The organism is Streptomyces sp. NBC_00572, assembly GCF_026341815.1.
In the GTDB taxonomy this organism is placed as follows: domain Bacteria; phylum Actinomycetota; class Actinomycetes; order Streptomycetales; family Streptomycetaceae; genus Streptomyces.
The window spans coordinates 125,977-140,443 of sequence record NZ_JAPENX010000003.1; the positions used below are offsets into that span (position 1 = coordinate 125,977).

Consider the following 14,467-nt stretch of genomic DNA (forward strand, 5'->3'; position numbering starts at 1 on the left):
CTCCGTCGTGTGACCTGCGGCGACAACGACCAGTCGAGCCGGATTGGCCTGCGTCGTGGCGCAAGATGGATGCCATGGCCCGGATTGCTTCGACCCGTTTGTCCCGACTCCTCACCGGCTGGTCCTCGGAGGGGCCGGGACCGCTGCCACGGCGGCTCGCGGACGCGCTGCGGGAGCTGGCCGGGCGCGGCGACGTGGCGGGCGGCACCGTACTGCCCTCGCAGCGCGAACTGGCCCTGGTCCTGGGCGTGAGCCGGTCCACGGTGACGGCCGCTTACGGCCTCCTGGAGAGCGAGGGATGGCTGGAGAGCGTACGGGGCAGCGGCTCCCGGCTGCGGGGCTCGGGCACGGTCGACGGGTACGTCACGGAGGGGCGGCTGGTCAGCTTCGACGCCCGGTCGCGTGCCGCCGCCACCGCCGGCACGGCGGACCTGTCGAGCGGGGCGCTGCCGGGGCTCGGCGCGGTCGGGGATGCGGTGGGGGCGCTGACCCGCGGTGACCTCGGCACGCTCCTGGAGGACGACGGCTACCACCCGTACGGGATCCCGGCGTTGCGGGAGGGGATCGCCACGTACTACCGGGCGGCGGGGGTGCCGACGGAGGCGGGGCAGATCCTGGTGACCTCGGGTTCGCAGCAGGCGGTGTGGCTCGTGGCGCAGGCCCTGGTCGAACCGGGCGACACGGTGGTCGTGGAGAACCCCACCTACCGTGGCGCCCTGGAGGCGCTCCGCGCGCGTGGCGCCCGACTGGTCCCGATGGGCGGGGACGGTCCCGGCGGCGGTACGGATGGGGCCGACGTGGCGGCGCTGCGGCGGCTGTGCGCCCATGGGCGGCCGCGGCTCGTGTACCTCCAGCCGACGGCCCACAACCCGACGGGGCGCAGCCTGGACGGTGCGGCGCGCCGGGAGTGGCAGCGGGTGCTCGCGGCACAGGACCTGTTCACGGTCGAGGACACGGCGTGCGCGGAACTCGCCCTGGGTGACGGGGATGCCGGTCGGGGAACGGCGGTGTCGGCCGGGACCGTGCCGGACGAGGCCGCCCCGGTGCCGTTGGTGGCCGGGCTGCCCATGGGGTCGTCGGTGACCGTCGGCACGCTCTCGAAGCTGTTCTGGGGCGGCCTGCGGGTGGGTTGGGTCCGTGCCTCGCCGCAGGTGGTGGCCCGGCTGGCGAAGATCAAGACCTCGGTGGACCTGTCCTGCTCGGTCGTGGACCAGCTCGTCGCCGTCCGTCTGCTGGACACGTTGCCGGAGGCACGCGCGCGACGCCGGGCCCAGCTGCGGGGGCAGCGGGACGCGGCCGAGTCGCTCCTGCTGGCCGAGGCCCCGCACTGGGAGTGGACCCGCCCGGCGGGAGGCCCCGCCCTCTGGGTGCGGGTCCCCGGCACCGACACGGAGACGCTGGCCCAGCTGGCGCGGCGTCACGGAGTGTCCGTGGTGCCGGGGTCGGCCTTCTCGCCCGTGGACGGCTTCCGGGACCGGCTCCGGCTGCCGTACGCGCACGGGACGGACGCGCTGGCGGCCGCGCTCCCGACCCTCCTGGAGTGCGCGGAGCGCGCGGCCGGCTGACGCCGCCCACCACAGCCTTCCGCGCGTTGCTCCCCGTCTTCTGCGGGCTGCCCACCGCTCTCCGCGAGCCGCTCCCCGTCCACCGCGGGCTGCCCACCGTTCTCCTCGGAAGCGAGCGGGAGAGCACGCGCGCGTGGGCGGCGGTCAGCGTCTCGGCGGAGCCCTCGAAGACCAGGACGGGCCGGCGGAACATCGGCAAGTACGGGGTGTCGTCGGCGTCGGCCCCGCACCAGTCGTCCGACGGCCCCAGGAATCGGCGCCGGTGTCGTGAACTGGCCACGCTCGGTGGCGTGAGCGAGCCGCGACGACGCTCCGGGGGTGGTCGACGAGGAGCGGAATGGACGCCACCTGGGGACAACTCGGCGCCCCAGCGTAATGATCCGGCCAGAGGTGGTGACTCTCCGTGCAGCATACGGCTGAATTCCATTGCCGTCACGCAAACAGACCAGATGACGCACAGGTGGTCATCTCCGCAGGTCGCCATGATCCCCGCGCCCCGCCGCACGCCCTGTTGAAGGTGATCTTCCGCCCGCACGCTGAACATCGGGAACTCGATCGGAGGGCGGGTGACACGGGTGGAGACAGGCATGGGCACGGACGGGGACGGGGACAGGGCCGACGACGAAGCGTCGGACGGGGCCGGTCGGAACCACGGCGCCGGGGCCGCAGACGTGGATGTGTGCGTGGTGGGGGCGGGCCCGGTCGGGCTCACCCTGGCGATCGGCCTGCGCCGGCTCGCGCTGCGGGTCCGGATCGTCGACAAGGCGCCCGCGACGAAGCACGAGGCCCGGGCCCTGGTGCTCTGGGCGCGGGCCCGGGAGGCGCTCGACGCCCTGGGGGTCGGCGACACCCTCCGGCGCAACGGTGTGGAGCTGGACGTGGTGACGATCCACGCCCGCGACAGGGCCCTCGGCGAACTCACCACCGGCTGGGCACGGTCGGCCCATGCCCGCCCGCTCAACATCGAGCAGCACGACATCGAACGGCTCCTCTGCGAGGAACTGGCGGGGCTCGACACCCGCGTCGAGTGGAACACCGAGGTGACGGACGTCAAGATCCACGACGACCGGGCGGAGTTCACCCTGCGGCACGAGGACGGCACCGTCGAGTCCGCCGCCGCCCCGTGGATCGTCGGCTGCGAGGGCACAGCCAGCGTGGTCAGGGACCGCCTCGGCATCCCCTTCGAGGGCCGGCGCCGCACCGGGCTCCAGGTCGTCCAGGGCAACGCCCATCCCACCTGGGCGCTCGGCGACGAGCCGGGCCGGGGCCACATCTTCCTGGCCCCGCACCGGTCCCTGCTCGTCTTCCCGCTGCCCGGCGGGGGCTACCGCTTCTTCTGTTTCCGGGACGACCCCGATCCCTCGCTGACCGCCGCTCCCACCCTCGGCGAACTGCGGGACCTGGTCGCGGACACCGCCCGGATGCCGGACCTGCGCCTCGGACCCACCGCGATCCCCTGGCTGAACCGGGCCCGCTTCAGCGACCGCGTCGCCGCCACGCTCCGCTGCGGGCGCGGGCTGCTCGCCGGAGACGCGGCGCACGCCTGGGCCCCGGTCGGTGGCCACGGCATGAACGTCGGCATCCTCGGCGCGCACAACCTCGCCTGGAAGCTCGCCGCCGTGCACCACGGCCAGGCGGGCGAGGACCTCCTCGACACCTACAGCGACGAGCAACGGCTGCTCGCCGTGCGGTACATCCGCGAGATGCGGTTCAACTTCATGGAGCTGCCGCTGCCGCCGCTGGGCTACCGGGCGTTCACGGCCACGGTGCCCGCCGTCCTCGCCCGCCGCGGCTTCCAGCGCCGGCTCGACCTGCGGCTGAGCGACCTGGGCCGGACCCACGCGGGCGGTGCGCTGTCCGCGCACCGCCCCGGCCGCCACCGCCGTTCGGGTCCACGCGCGGGCGACCGCATGCCGGACGTCACGGTCACCACCGGTCCGTCGGACCCCATGAGCCCTGCCCCCACCCGGCTGCACACGCTCCTCGGGTACGAGCGGTGGACCCTGGTCCTGCACGCCGCCGGCGCCCACGCGGGCGTGCTGGACACCCTCCGGGACGTGTGCGCCCGCTTCCCGGCCCCGGTCCGGATCCTGCCCGTGACCCCGTGGGACGGCGCCGAGGCCAAGCGCCTGGGGCACCCCGGCGACCTGCGTCTTGTGCGGCCCGACGGATACGTGGGCCTGGTCGCCCCGCTCGCCCGTCCCGCCCTGCTCCGCGACTACCTGACCGCACTCGCCCCCAGCGGCCCGTAAGCCTCCGCGTTCCGGCCCACCCACCCAGACCCGCGCACCGAACCGATCGGGAGTCGGACCGTCATGCAGACCACCACCGTCATGCAGTCCCGTCATCTGCCGCGCGCCCGGCGGCGGACCCGCGCCAACAGCACGGTCAGCATCGTGGGCGCCGGAATGGCCGGCCTGGTCGCCGCCTACGAACTGGAGCGGCTCGGGTTCCGGGTCGAGGTCATCGAGGGCAGCCGCAGGCTCGGCGGCCGTGTCCTCACGCACCGCTTCGGCCCGGCCGAGGGCGCGCCGTTCGTGGAGCTGGGCGCCATGCGCATCCCCATCGCGCACCGCCGCACCATGCACTACGTGGAGCGTCTGGGCCTCGCCGACCAGGTCCGGCCGTTCACCACCCTGCTGTCCGAGGAGAACGTCTTCCTGGCGACCAGCACCGGTCATGTACGGCTCCGGGACGCGCCCAGGACCCTGATCGCCGACGTCCGTGCCGCGCTGCCGGGTGCCCCGTACCGCGAGGAGACCGTCGTGTTCGGCGCGTGGCTGTCGGCCGTCGTCGACGCCGTCGCACCGCCCGGGCTGCGCGCCGGGCTCCGCGCCGACCTCGCGCGCAACCTCCTCGACCTGGTCGAGGACGTCGACCTGTCGCCGCATCTCCTCGGCCATGCCAAGGACCGGATCGACGTGCACGGCCTGTTCGCCGCGCATCCGGGGATCCGGGCGGGTTGCGGCGACCGGCTGAACGGCTTCCTCGACGACATCCTCACCGAGACCAGTCCGGAACTGGTGCGGCTCGCCTGCGGCATGGACCAGCTCGCGCAGCGGCTCGCCGCCCGGATCCGGGGGCCCATCTGGCTGGGCCAGCGGGTGTCCGGCTTCGAAGTGGCCCCCGACCACGTCCTCGTACGGCTCGGCGGCGGCCCGTCGGCAGCCGTCCGGCGCTGCGACTACGTGCTGTGCACGGTGCCGTTCTCCGTCCTGCGGAGTCTGACGCTCACCGGCTTCGACGAGGACAAGCTCGCGGTCGTACGGGAGGTGGACTACTGCCCGGCGACGAAGGTCGCCGTCCACTGCCGCGAGCCGTTCTGGGAAGGCGAGGGCATCCGGGGCGGGGCCTCGTTCTCCGGGGGCCGTATCCGGCAGACGTACTACCCGCCGTCCGAGACCGAAGGGGCCACGGACACCGCCCGGGGTGCGGCGCTGCTCGCCAGCTACACGATCGGGGAGGACGCCGAGCATCTCGGCACCATGCCGCCCGCCCTGCGGCACCGGACGGTGGTCGAGGAACTGGGGCGGATGCACCCGCAGTTGCTGCGCCGGGGGATGGTGCGGGGCGTCGCCAGTCTCGCCTGGGGCGAGCATCCGTGGACGGCGGGCGGGTGCACGATCCGCTGGGGTCAGGACGCGGCCGCGCGCGAGGAGCAGCGGCGGAGGGCGGTACGACCGCAGCACCGGATGTTCTTCGCCGGGGAGCACTGCGCGACCGAGCCCGCGTGGATCGAGGGCGCGGTGGAGTCGGCCCTGGAGGCCGTGACCCTGATCGCCCGGCACGCGCCCGGCCGGGGCGTCGTGGAGACGGCCGGACTGGAGGCGGCATGAGCGTGTTCGACCTGCCCCGGCTGTACTTCGGTGGAACGGCGCTGACCCGGCTGCCCACGGGTCCGCGCGGCGGCCTGGTGGACCTGGCGCGCAACACCGCCCTTCGGGGTACGGACGCCGTGGGCACCGGGGAGGACGGGGACGCGCGTCCCGACCAGCCCCTCGTCGCCGGTCCGTTCGGCGTCGACGAGCCCGCGGAGGCGTATCACGAGCACCTTGCGGGGCGCGGGGCGCGCGGAAGCCACTTCTCCGGGAACGGCCACTTCCTCCTGGCGGCCCGGGTGACCGGGGTGCAGCGGGACGACGGCGGCACCGTGGACACGGCGGATCCGGTGGTCGGGCGGGCCGTCGACCTGTGGGGCCACTACAACCCGTACCTGGGGACGACCGTGAACCGCGCCCGGGTCTTCGACGTCGACCCCTCGTCCGCGTGGACGACGACGCTGATGGGAGGCCAGTTCGCCTTCGGCCGGGACGGACGCTCGCACGACGCGGGCTATCTGTGCGTCGGGGAGGTGACCGGGTTCATGCCGCCACGGTGGCACGGCTTCACTCCGGTGCGACGCACCCTCCACCAGTTCGCGATCGCGGCCGGCGAGGGCCTGGACTGGCCGGCCGGATCGGCGGGCTCCCCCGCCGTACGGGCCCTTCGGGCCGCCTCCGAGGCCCGGGACGGCGGCGGAATCCTCGTCCAGTTCACCCTTGAACAGCCTTCCACCGACGAAGACTTGGACGCGGAGGACGCTCCGGGGCGGTGGCTGCTGCGGGGCACCGTGGCGCCCTGGCACCCGGACGAGCCGCGCACCCACCCGGCGGGCCGACTGCTCGTCCCGCACGGGAACCACGTGGATGGGGCGCCTGGGCCGTGCACCGTACGGCTCTCCCCCACTGCTGTGTCCTTCAACTGGCCCTTCACAGCCCCTCCTTACGGCTCCGCCGACCGAGCCGCGAGCGACCGGGGCACCCTGGAGCTGCGGACCGCCCGCTCGGACGTGCCGCTCGCCTTCCTGCCCGAGGGTGCGTCCGAGGGCGGTGCCGTCGTGACCGTGCCGGTGGAGTCGGCGGAGGCGGTGAGCCGGGCGGAGACGGAAGGCCTCGTCCTGGTGCGGTCCGGTGGCAGAGGCGGATCCTCACGCACGGTACTGCTGCGGGAGCGCGAGGCGGTCGTCCTGACCGACGAGGCCTGCCTGATCCTGGAGCACCCGGACCCCGAGCGGGGTGACGAGCACGCCGTCGAGGTCCCGGTGCGGACGTTCCTGCGGGGCCGCCCGGCGCCCCTCGACACGGTCGTCGTCCGCCAGTACCCCAACCCGCGCGCCCTGCCGCTGGAAGCGGCGGCCTCGGCACCGTACGCCCGCTGCGGAGACATGGACATCGTCCGGCTCCGGGCGGGCCGGAGCACCGGGGAGAAGCCCACGGCGGACACGTCCGGGACGGCCGGAGGCGCACGCTGCCACCTCGCCACGGACGCACGCGGGCGCGGTTGGTTCACGGTCGCCGGTGCGCGGGCCGGTACGGCACGGCTGCTCCTGGCGGCGGATTCCGAGGAGGAGCCGCCGGCCGATCCGGCGGCCCCCGGTTCGGCCGAGGCATGCTACGACCACGACGACGCTCTGGGCTTCTGGCCGTGGGCGGGCTCGGCGGCGGTCCGGGTGCTGCCGGACGACTGGCCGCTGGACGCGGTGCTCCAGCAGGACGTGACCTTCGAGCTGCTGCACCGCGAGGTGTTCGCGTATTACGAGCAGTTGTTCCCGTTCATGCGCGACGAGGTGTTCAGCCTCGCGGACCGCTGCAAGGTCGATACGTACGCGAGGCTCATCTGGCAGATGTGCGATCCGGCCAACAAGGACAGGACGTACTACATGCCGCCGACCCGCGATCTGTCGCTGCCGAAGGCGCGGCTGCTGCTCAAGTACCTGCGTGCGCAGAGCGCGGCGGCGGCCGTGCCACCGGCGGCCGTCCCGTCGCCGGTCCGCGCGTATCCGCAGATCACCACGCGCGCGCAGTTGCGGTCGGCGCTCTGGCAGGCGGTGTCGGTGGAGCTCGCCAGCTCGCTCCAGTACCTCTACGCGGGCTACTCGGTCCCCACGCACGGCACAGGGTTCGAGTACGTGCGCAGTGGGGTGTGGACGCCGCGCCAGCTCCGGCTGGCCTGCGGGGACGGTGGGGAGACCCTGGCCAAGGGTGTGCGGGACAGTCTCTTCGAGGTGGCCCGCGAGGAGATGATGCACTTCCTCGTCGTCAACAACATCCTGATGGCGATGGGTGAGCCCTTCCACGTCCCGGAGATCGACTTCGGCACGCCGGGCCGGCTGCCACTGCCCCTCGACTTCGCCCTGGAGCCGCTGCACCTGGGCAGTCTCCAGCGGTTCATCGCCATCGAGCGGCCCGAGCGGCTCGCGGGCGGCACGGGAGCGATGGACGGGCCCAACCCGTTCGGTTCGCCGAGCGAGCTGTACGCGGGCATCCGGGAGGGCCTGACGCGGGTCCCCGACCTGTTCATGGTGGACCGGGGGCGCGGCGGGGGCGAGCACCACCTCTTCATCGGCGAGGCGGTCAACGCCGTTCATCCGGACTACCAGTTGGAGGTGGACGACCTGTCGAGCGCGCTGTTCGCCGTGGACTTCGTGACCGAGCAGGGCGAGGGCGGGGTCCTCGACACCGAGAAGGACGGCTCGGAGTCCCATCACGACACCTTCGTACGCCTCGCGGAGCTCCTGATGACGGAGCGGGCCGACGGCCCGCACGGGGAGGGGACACCGTGGCACCCCGCGTACCCCTCGCTGCGGAATCCGACGCTCGACCCCGGGCATCCGGGGCGGGCGGCGGTGAGCGATCCGCACGCGCGTCAGGTGATGCGCCTGTTCAACCGCTGCTACTTCATGATGCTCCAGCTGATCGTCCAGCACTTCGGGGAGAGTCCGGACGCGAGCCTGCGCCGCTCGAAACTGATGAACGCCGCGATCGACGTGATGACGGGGATGATGCGCCCGCTCGCTGAGCAGCTGATGCCGTTGGAGTCGGGGTGGCGGGGGCGGACGGCCGGTCCGTCCTTCGAACTGGAGGAGCCACCGGCGTACATCGCGCGCCCCGATGTGGCCCGGCGCGGGTTCGCGATGCGGTTCCGGCACCTCGCGGCGATGGCCCGGGAGTGCGAGGGCGTGCCGGACCGGGTGCCGGAGCTGATGGCCTGGTACGCGGAACGCTTCGAGCACGAGGGCTTCGGGCACGCGGGCTTCCGGCACGAGGGGAGCAACTGAGTCGTGGAGACTGATGTGCTGATCGTGGGCGGCGGGCCCGTCGGGCTCGCGCTCGCGCTCGACCTCGCCCACCGGGGCGTGGACTTCGTCCTGGTGGAGGCCGGGGACGGGCAGGTCACCCACCCCAAGGTGTCGACCGTCGGCCCACGCGCGATGGAGGCGTTCCGGCGGTGGGGGGTCGCGGACGCGATCCGGGGTGCGGGCTGGCCGGCGGATCACACCCTGGACATCGCCTGGGTGACCGCCGTCGGCGGCCACGAGCTGCACCGGCTGAGCCTCGGCACGGCCGGTCGACGGCCCCCGCCCCCGTACACGCCGGAACCCGAGGCGATCTGCCCGCAGCACTGGCTCGCGCCGCTGCTCACCGCCCGTCTCGGGGTCCATCCGACGGGGCCGGTGCGGCTCGGGACCCGGCTGCTGGGGTTCACCCGGCTCCCGGACCGGGTGAGCGCCGCGCTCGTGGACGGGGCGGGGGTACGGACGACGGTGCACGCCCGGTTCCTGGTGGGCTGCGACGGGGCTTCGTCCCCGGTGCGCAAGGGGTGCGGGATCGACGCGCCCGAACGGCACCGGACCCGCGTCCTGCGCAACATCCTCTTCCGGGCGCCCGGGCTCGACGCCACCCTCGGCCCGCGCAGGGCCCTGGTGTACTTCGTGACCGAACCGGGCGGTCTGCGCTACCCGTTGAGGTCGATCGACGGGCGGGGCCTGTACCGGCTGACCTGCCCGGCGGGCCCCGCCGACGCGGCGAAGGCCGTGCGGCGGGCCGTCGCCCCGGCCGTGCCGATCGAGGTGGTGTCGGACTCCACCTGGCACCTGACCCACCGGGTCGCCTCGCGGTACCGCGCCGGGCGGGTGCTGATCGCCGGGGACGCGGCGCACACGCTGTCGCCCTCGGGTGGGTTCGGGCTCGCGACGGGAGTGGGCGACGCGGCGGACCTGGGGTGGAAGCTGGGGGCGGAGCTGGCGGGCTGGGCCGGACCCGGGCTGCTCGACACGTACGAGAGCGAGCGGCGCCCGGTGGCCCTGCGGAGCCTGGAGGAGAGTCACCGCAATCTGCGACGGACCCTCGACCGGCGCCTCTCCGCCGCGCTCTGCGACGCGACCGCCGACGGGGAGCGGGCACGGGCCACGCTGGGCCGGGAGATCGCGGAATCCGATCCGATACGCGAATTCGACGCGCCCGACACCCACTTCGCGTACCGCTACGAGTCGCCGGTCGTCGTGGACGAGAAGGTCGTCGTCGAAGAGAAGGCTGTCGGGGAAGACGGGACGGGGCCGCGCTGCTCCGATGGATCGGCCGCCGACCCGTGGTGGAACCGCACGGCCGTGCCGGGCGCACGCGCTCCGCACGTGTGGCTGGGGCCCGGCCGGTCGACGTTGGACCTGTTCGGCCCGGAGTTCGTGCTCCTCCACTTCGGTGCCGGCGCCGGTTCCGGCGATCCGGAGGGTCTCGTGCGCGCCTTCGGCGACCGCCGGGTTCCCCTGCGGGTGGTGCGCTGCGACGACGAGGAGACGGCGAGGCGGTACGAGCGGCCGTTCGTGCTCGTACGCCCGGACGGTCATGTGGCCTGGCGGGGTTCCGCGGCACCGGCGGATCCCGGGCGCCTGGCCGACCTGGTACGGGGGGCAGGAGCGCCCGGGGGCGGAGTGGGAGGAGCGGACGGATGAACGGGCACGCGGCGCCGACGGGCATCCCGGAACCCTTCGATCCGGCGCGGCTCGATCTGGCCGACCCGTATCCCGTCTACCGGCGCTACCGCGAGACCGACCCGGTGCACGCGGTACGACCGCCACGCGCGGCCGGCCGGACAGGGCCGACGACCTGGTACCTCTTCGGCCACACCGAGGTGGCGCGGGTCCTCACCGACCGGGGCTTCCGGCGGGCGTCGCCGTCGACCGGGAGCGGCGTGCCGATTCCCGAGGGGTACGTGATGCTCCGCCGGATCGTGGAGAACTGGCTCGTCTTCCTGGACCCGCCCCGGCACACCCGGCTCCGTGCCCAGGTGGCGCCGCCGCTGGGCGCCCCCGCCGTACGTGCGCTGCGCCCACGCATACGGGAGATCGCGGAGGAGCTCGTACGGCCGCTGGCGCGGCGGCCCGTGGTGGAGCTGGTCGAGGGCTTCGCCGCGCCGTTCCCGCTGCTGGTCGTGGCGGGCCTGCTCGGGGTGGAGGCGGGACGGTGGCCGTGGTTCCGGGCGGAGGCGCTCGCGCTCCAACAGGCGGGCGGGACCAGGGGTGACCGTTCGCCGGCCGCGCTCGAACGGGCGGACCGGGCGGCGGCGGGGCTGGACGCCTACTTCCGCGAGGAGCTGGCAGTCCGGCGTACGGAGGACCGGGGCGACCTGCTCTCCGCGCTGGCCGCGGTGGAGGGCACGGACGCCTCCCTGGGGACGACGAGCCTTACGTCGACCTGCGTTCATCTGCTGACGGCGGGGCACGAGACGACGACCGGGCTGATAGGCAAGGCGGTGCTGGCGTTGCTCGCCCGTCCGGAGGTCGGGGAGGAACTGCGCGCGGAACCAGGACTGTTGCCGAACGCGGTGGACGAGTTCCTGCGTCACGACCCACCGGTCCAGATGATCACGCGGTGGGCGCATCGGGACACGGAACTCGCCGGCCGGTCCGTCCGCCGGGGCGATCGCGTCCAGTTGGTCCTGGGCTCGGCCCACCGGGACCCGGCGCGTTTCCCGGACCCCGACAGGCTCGACATCCACCGGGACAGTGGCCGGCACTGCGCGTTCGGCCTGGGCATCCACTACTGCGTGGGCGCGGCGCTCGCGCGGGCCGAGGCGGAGATCGGGCTCGGGCTCCTGGTGGACCGGCTTCCCGCGCTCCGCCCCGGCACCCGACCGCGGGTCGAGGTGGAGTACGCGCCGGACTGGGTGTTCCACGGTCCGGCCCGCCTGACGCTGTCGTGCTGACACGACGACGTGCCCCGGCATCATCGGGAACGTCTCGGACCCACTCCTCGTTGCGAACCACATACCCCCCATGGGTATATTGACCGTAACGAGGAGGGCCACGTGACCACGAAAAGACTGACCGCGCTCACTCCCGAGCAGGCACCGGGCCGGGCGGGCGAGCTGTTGGCCGACATCGCCCAACGGCACGGCTCCGTGGGTGAGATGGTGTCGACGATGGCGCACTCACCCGCGCTGCTCGACGGCTATCTGAACCTGTCCCGGGCGATGAAGCGGGTCAAGATACCGCGCGCCCTCAGCGAGAAGCTGTCCCTGGCCGTCCAGGAGTGGATCGGCTGCGGCACCTGCCGCGAAGCGCACCGCGAGGCCGGCCGCGCGGCGGGCCTGAGCGAGACGGACATCGGACTGGCCCGCCAGGGCACGTCCACCGACCCCCGCGAGGCAGCCCTGATCGGCCTGGCGTTGCGGGTCCTGGCCGAACCGGGCTCCCTGTCGGACGACGACATCGCCGAGGTACGCGGGCACGGCTGGAGCGACCGGGTGATCGCGGAGGTGGTCGGCGTGGTCACCCTCAACCTGCTGACGGGCGCGTTCAACCTCCTGGCGGGCATCCAGCCGGACAACGAGCCCCGACCGACCGCCTGACCGACCGGGAGGGACACCGCCGGGCCCCGATTCCGCCACAGACCCCCTAGGGGGTCTTCTCGCGGGGTGCCGTGGCGCGGAGGTCGGCCAGTAGTTCCGCCTGGTTCGCCAGGACGCCGGAGATGATCGTCCGGGCGGTGCGCAGCAGTTCGGCCACCTGAGGACTCGTCAGCGCGTAGTACACGGCCGTCCCTTCACGTCGGGCCACGACCATGTTCGCCCGGCGCAGGACGGCCAACTGCTGGGAGAGGTACGCCGGTTCGACGCCCGTGTCGCGAAGCATCTCGGCGACCCCGTGTTCGCGTTCGCTCAGCAGCTCAAGGACGCGGATGCGGACGGGGTGTCCGAGCGTCTTGAAGAACTCGGCCTTCAGTTGGTAGAGCGGCGCACTCATCGCACCCACCCCGCGCGTCGCGTCGACCCGGCACTCTGCAGCATGCCCCCATCCTCGCTCCTCCCGTGGCCGAAGACACACCAACAGCGGGCCGGGGATCAGGCGGTGGGCCAGGCGTCGCTGCGCCAGGCCCGCTGCTCCGCGCCCGCGTCACGGTGCGCGGCGAGTGCTGCGGCCAGGTCGCGGTGGACCAGGACCGGGGGCCCTTCGCCCGCCGGGACGAGGGAGCCGTCGGCGGGGATCGCGGCCAGTTCGAGGGCCCGGCCCGCGGCCCGGAGCCGGAGCGCCGCCTCCGCCACGGCGAGCTGCCCGCCCACCGACCAGCCCCGCAGCCGTGTCAGGTCGAGGACGACCGGCCCGGTGCCCCGCGCGACCGCCCATCCCACGGCCCCGGTGAACCGTCCCACGGCGTCGGCTCCGAGGAACCCGGCCAGGGACAGTACGCCCAGGTCCTGCTGGACGGTGTAACGCCATTCGATGGTCATGTGCGTCGTCATCCTTCTCGTACGGCGATCACTGCGGAAGCACGGGTGGGAAGCAGGACTGCGGGGTCGGGACGCCAGTGGCGCCGGAGACGCCGCAGGTGCCGGGGGTGTCGGAGGCGCCGGCGGTGTCGCCCTCGCGGAGTTCCGCGAGGAGCCGTCCCTGTCCGGTGAGCATCTCGGTGAGGATCCGCCGCGCGGCCTGCATGAGCTGGGCCACGTCTCCGCCCGCGAGCGTGTAGACGACGGTCGATCGCTCGCGCGTCGAGGTCACGATCCCGGAGCGGCGCAGCACGGCGAGCTGCTGCGAGAGCGCCGCCGGCTCGACCTCGATCCGCGCGAGCAGCTCCCGTACCGGCATCGGCCCGCTCTGGAGCAGCTCCAGGACCCGGATGCGTACGGGATGGCCCAGCATGCGGAAGAACTCGGCCTTGGCCTGGTACAGCGGGACCGGCACGGTCTCTGTCCTCCGGGGGCGCGGGTGCGCGGGGCTGGGCGGGATGCGGCGCCCGGCGGCTACCCACGGGCTCGGCCCGACCAGGATGTATCGAATTGCAGAATATTGCAATTTGCCGATCTCGCATCCTGGGACTTCGCGCGTGGCGGGTTCCGACCCCTCCGTTCGGACGCCTGACGGAAGCTGGAGAACGACAGCTCTTGATCGCGTACAGCTCTCGACAAGGAAGCATCATGAAGATCGGCATCATCGGCGCCGGCAACATCGGCGGCAATCTGACCCGTCGCCTCACCGCCCTCGGCCACGAGGTGTCCGTGGCCAACTCCCGCGGCCCGCACACCCTCACCGCGCTCGCCGAGGAGACCGGCGCCACCGCGGTCGCCGCCTCGGAGGCCGCGCGGGGCGCGGAGGTCGTCGTCGTGACGGTCCCGCTGAAGAACGTCCCCGACCTTCCGGCCGGGCTCTTCGACGGTGCCGCCGACGGTTTCGTCGTGATCGACACCGGCAACTACTACCCGCGTGAGCGCGACGGCCGTATCGACGCGATAGAGGACGAGGGCCTGACGGAGAGCCGCTGGACCGAGCGCCAGATCGGTCACCCGGTGGTCAAGGCCTTCAACGGCACCTACGCCCAGGACATCCTGGAGCGGCCCCGCCCGGCGGGCGACCCGGAGCGGCTCGCCCTGCCCTTGGCGGGTGACGACGCGGCGGCGAAGGAGAAGGTACGGCTCCTCGTCGACGAGCTGGGTTTCGACTCCGTGGACGCGGGCGGCATCGACGACTCCTGGCGCCAGCAGCCGGACACTCCGGTCTACGGCCTCCGGGAGGGTGTGGACGCCGTGACGAAGGCGCTCGCCGAGGCCTCACCCGAGCGCCCCGAGGGTTTCCGCGGCTGACCTCCCGC

At 73.5% G+C, this 14,467-nt stretch carries 11 protein-coding genes and 1 pseudogene; 8 read left to right on the forward strand and 4 right to left on the reverse strand.

Features of this window, described 5'->3' with window-relative positions:
- Window positions 1-74: 74 nt before the first annotated feature.
- The gene (locus OG514_RS37270; RefSeq protein ID WP_266902561.1) at window positions 75-1,565 is read left to right on the forward strand and encodes a PLP-dependent aminotransferase family protein; all 1,491 of its coding nucleotides are present in this window, start codon (window positions 75-77) and stop codon (window positions 1,563-1,565) included.
- A 103-nt stretch (window positions 1,566-1,668) separates the two neighbouring features.
- Here OG514_RS37270 and OG514_RS37275 read toward each other — a convergent pair.
- Window positions 1,669-1,785: pseudogene (locus OG514_RS37275) on the reverse strand (DUF2000 family protein); the annotation flags it as partial.
- A 367-nt stretch (window positions 1,786-2,152) separates the two neighbouring features.
- Between OG514_RS37275 and OG514_RS37280 the strand changes: the two are divergent.
- The 6 genes from OG514_RS37280 (at window position 2,153) to OG514_RS37305 (ending at window position 12,230) form a co-directional block, all read left to right on the forward strand.
- Window positions 2,153-3,817: an FAD-dependent monooxygenase gene (locus tag OG514_RS37280; protein WP_266902563.1), complete on the forward strand. Its 1,665-nt coding sequence runs from the start codon at window positions 2,153-2,155 to the stop codon at window positions 3,815-3,817.
- Window positions 3,818-3,880: 63 nt separating this feature from the next.
- Complete coding sequence (locus tag OG514_RS37285; RefSeq protein ID WP_266902565.1) at window positions 3,881-5,401, forward strand: NAD(P)/FAD-dependent oxidoreductase; 1,521 nt, start codon at window positions 3,881-3,883, stop codon at window positions 5,399-5,401.
- A complete protein-coding gene (locus OG514_RS37290) occupies window positions 5,398-8,661 on the forward strand; it encodes a ferritin-like domain-containing protein (RefSeq protein ID WP_266902567.1) in 3,264 nt (1,087 codons plus the stop codon). The genes OG514_RS37285 and OG514_RS37290 overlap by 4 nt, the downstream gene beginning before the upstream one ends.
- A 3-nt stretch (window positions 8,662-8,664) precedes the next feature.
- On the forward strand, window positions 8,665-10,332 hold the full coding sequence (locus OG514_RS37295; protein ID WP_266902569.1) for an FAD-dependent monooxygenase: 1,668 nt from the start codon (window positions 8,665-8,667) through the stop codon (window positions 10,330-10,332).
- Window positions 10,329-11,585 (forward strand): cytochrome P450, encoded by a 1,257-nt coding sequence (locus OG514_RS37300; RefSeq protein WP_266902571.1) that lies wholly within the window; start codon window positions 10,329-10,331, stop codon window positions 11,583-11,585. Before OG514_RS37295 ends, OG514_RS37300 begins: the two co-directional genes overlap by 4 nt.
- 102 nt (window positions 11,586-11,687) lie before the next feature.
- A complete protein-coding gene (locus tag OG514_RS37305) occupies window positions 11,688-12,230 on the forward strand; it encodes a carboxymuconolactone decarboxylase family protein (RefSeq protein ID WP_266902573.1) in 543 nt (180 codons plus the stop codon).
- A 46-nt stretch (window positions 12,231-12,276) separates the two neighbouring features.
- On the opposite strand, the gene OG514_RS37310 is transcribed toward OG514_RS37305, so the two are convergent.
- The 3 genes from OG514_RS37310 to OG514_RS37320 form a co-directional block, all read right to left on the reverse strand.
- The gene (locus OG514_RS37310) at window positions 12,277-12,624 is read right to left on the reverse strand and encodes a helix-turn-helix transcriptional regulator (protein ID WP_266902574.1); all 348 of its coding nucleotides are present in this window, start codon (window positions 12,622-12,624) and stop codon (window positions 12,277-12,279) included.
- 98 nt (window positions 12,625-12,722) lie between these two features.
- Window positions 12,723-13,109, reverse strand: coding sequence for an anti-sigma factor antagonist (locus tag OG514_RS37315; protein WP_266902576.1), 387 nt, complete (start codon window positions 13,107-13,109; stop codon window positions 12,723-12,725).
- Window positions 13,110-13,137: 28 nt separating this feature from the next.
- A complete protein-coding gene (locus OG514_RS37320) occupies window positions 13,138-13,563 on the reverse strand; it encodes a helix-turn-helix transcriptional regulator (protein ID WP_266902578.1) in 426 nt (141 codons plus the stop codon).
- 203 nt (window positions 13,564-13,766) lie between these two features.
- On the opposite strand from OG514_RS37320, the gene OG514_RS37325 reads away from it, so the two are divergent.
- Window positions 13,767-14,459, forward strand: coding sequence for an NADPH-dependent F420 reductase (locus tag OG514_RS37325; RefSeq protein WP_266903081.1), 693 nt, complete (start codon window positions 13,767-13,769; stop codon window positions 14,457-14,459).
- Window positions 14,460-14,467 lie beyond the last annotated feature (8 nt).

What these genes read in the sequence shown, in the direction of transcription:
- OG514_RS37290 (WP_266902567.1), top strand. Translation starts at nt 5,398, where the DNA reads ATGAGCGTGTTCGACCTGCCCCGGCTGTACTTCGGTGGAACGGCGCTG.
- OG514_RS37300 (WP_266902571.1), top strand. Translation starts at nt 10,329, where the DNA reads ATGAACGGGCACGCGGCGCCGACGGGCATCCCGGAACCCTTCGATCCG.
- OG514_RS37270 (WP_266902561.1), top strand. Translation starts at nt 75, where the DNA reads ATGGCCCGGATTGCTTCGACCCGTTTGTCCCGACTCCTCACCGGCTGG.
- OG514_RS37280 (WP_266902563.1), top strand. Translation starts at nt 2,153, where the DNA reads ATGGGCACGGACGGGGACGGGGACAGGGCCGACGACGAAGCGTCGGAC.
- OG514_RS37310 (WP_266902574.1), bottom strand. Translation starts at nt 12,624, where the DNA reads ATGAGTGCGCCGCTCTACCAACTGAAGGCCGAGTTCTTCAAGACGCTC.
- OG514_RS37285 (WP_266902565.1), top strand. Translation starts at nt 3,881, where the DNA reads ATGCAGACCACCACCGTCATGCAGTCCCGTCATCTGCCGCGCGCCCGG.
- OG514_RS37315 (WP_266902576.1), bottom strand. Translation starts at nt 13,109, where the DNA reads ATGACCATCGAATGGCGTTACACCGTCCAGCAGGACCTGGGCGTACTG.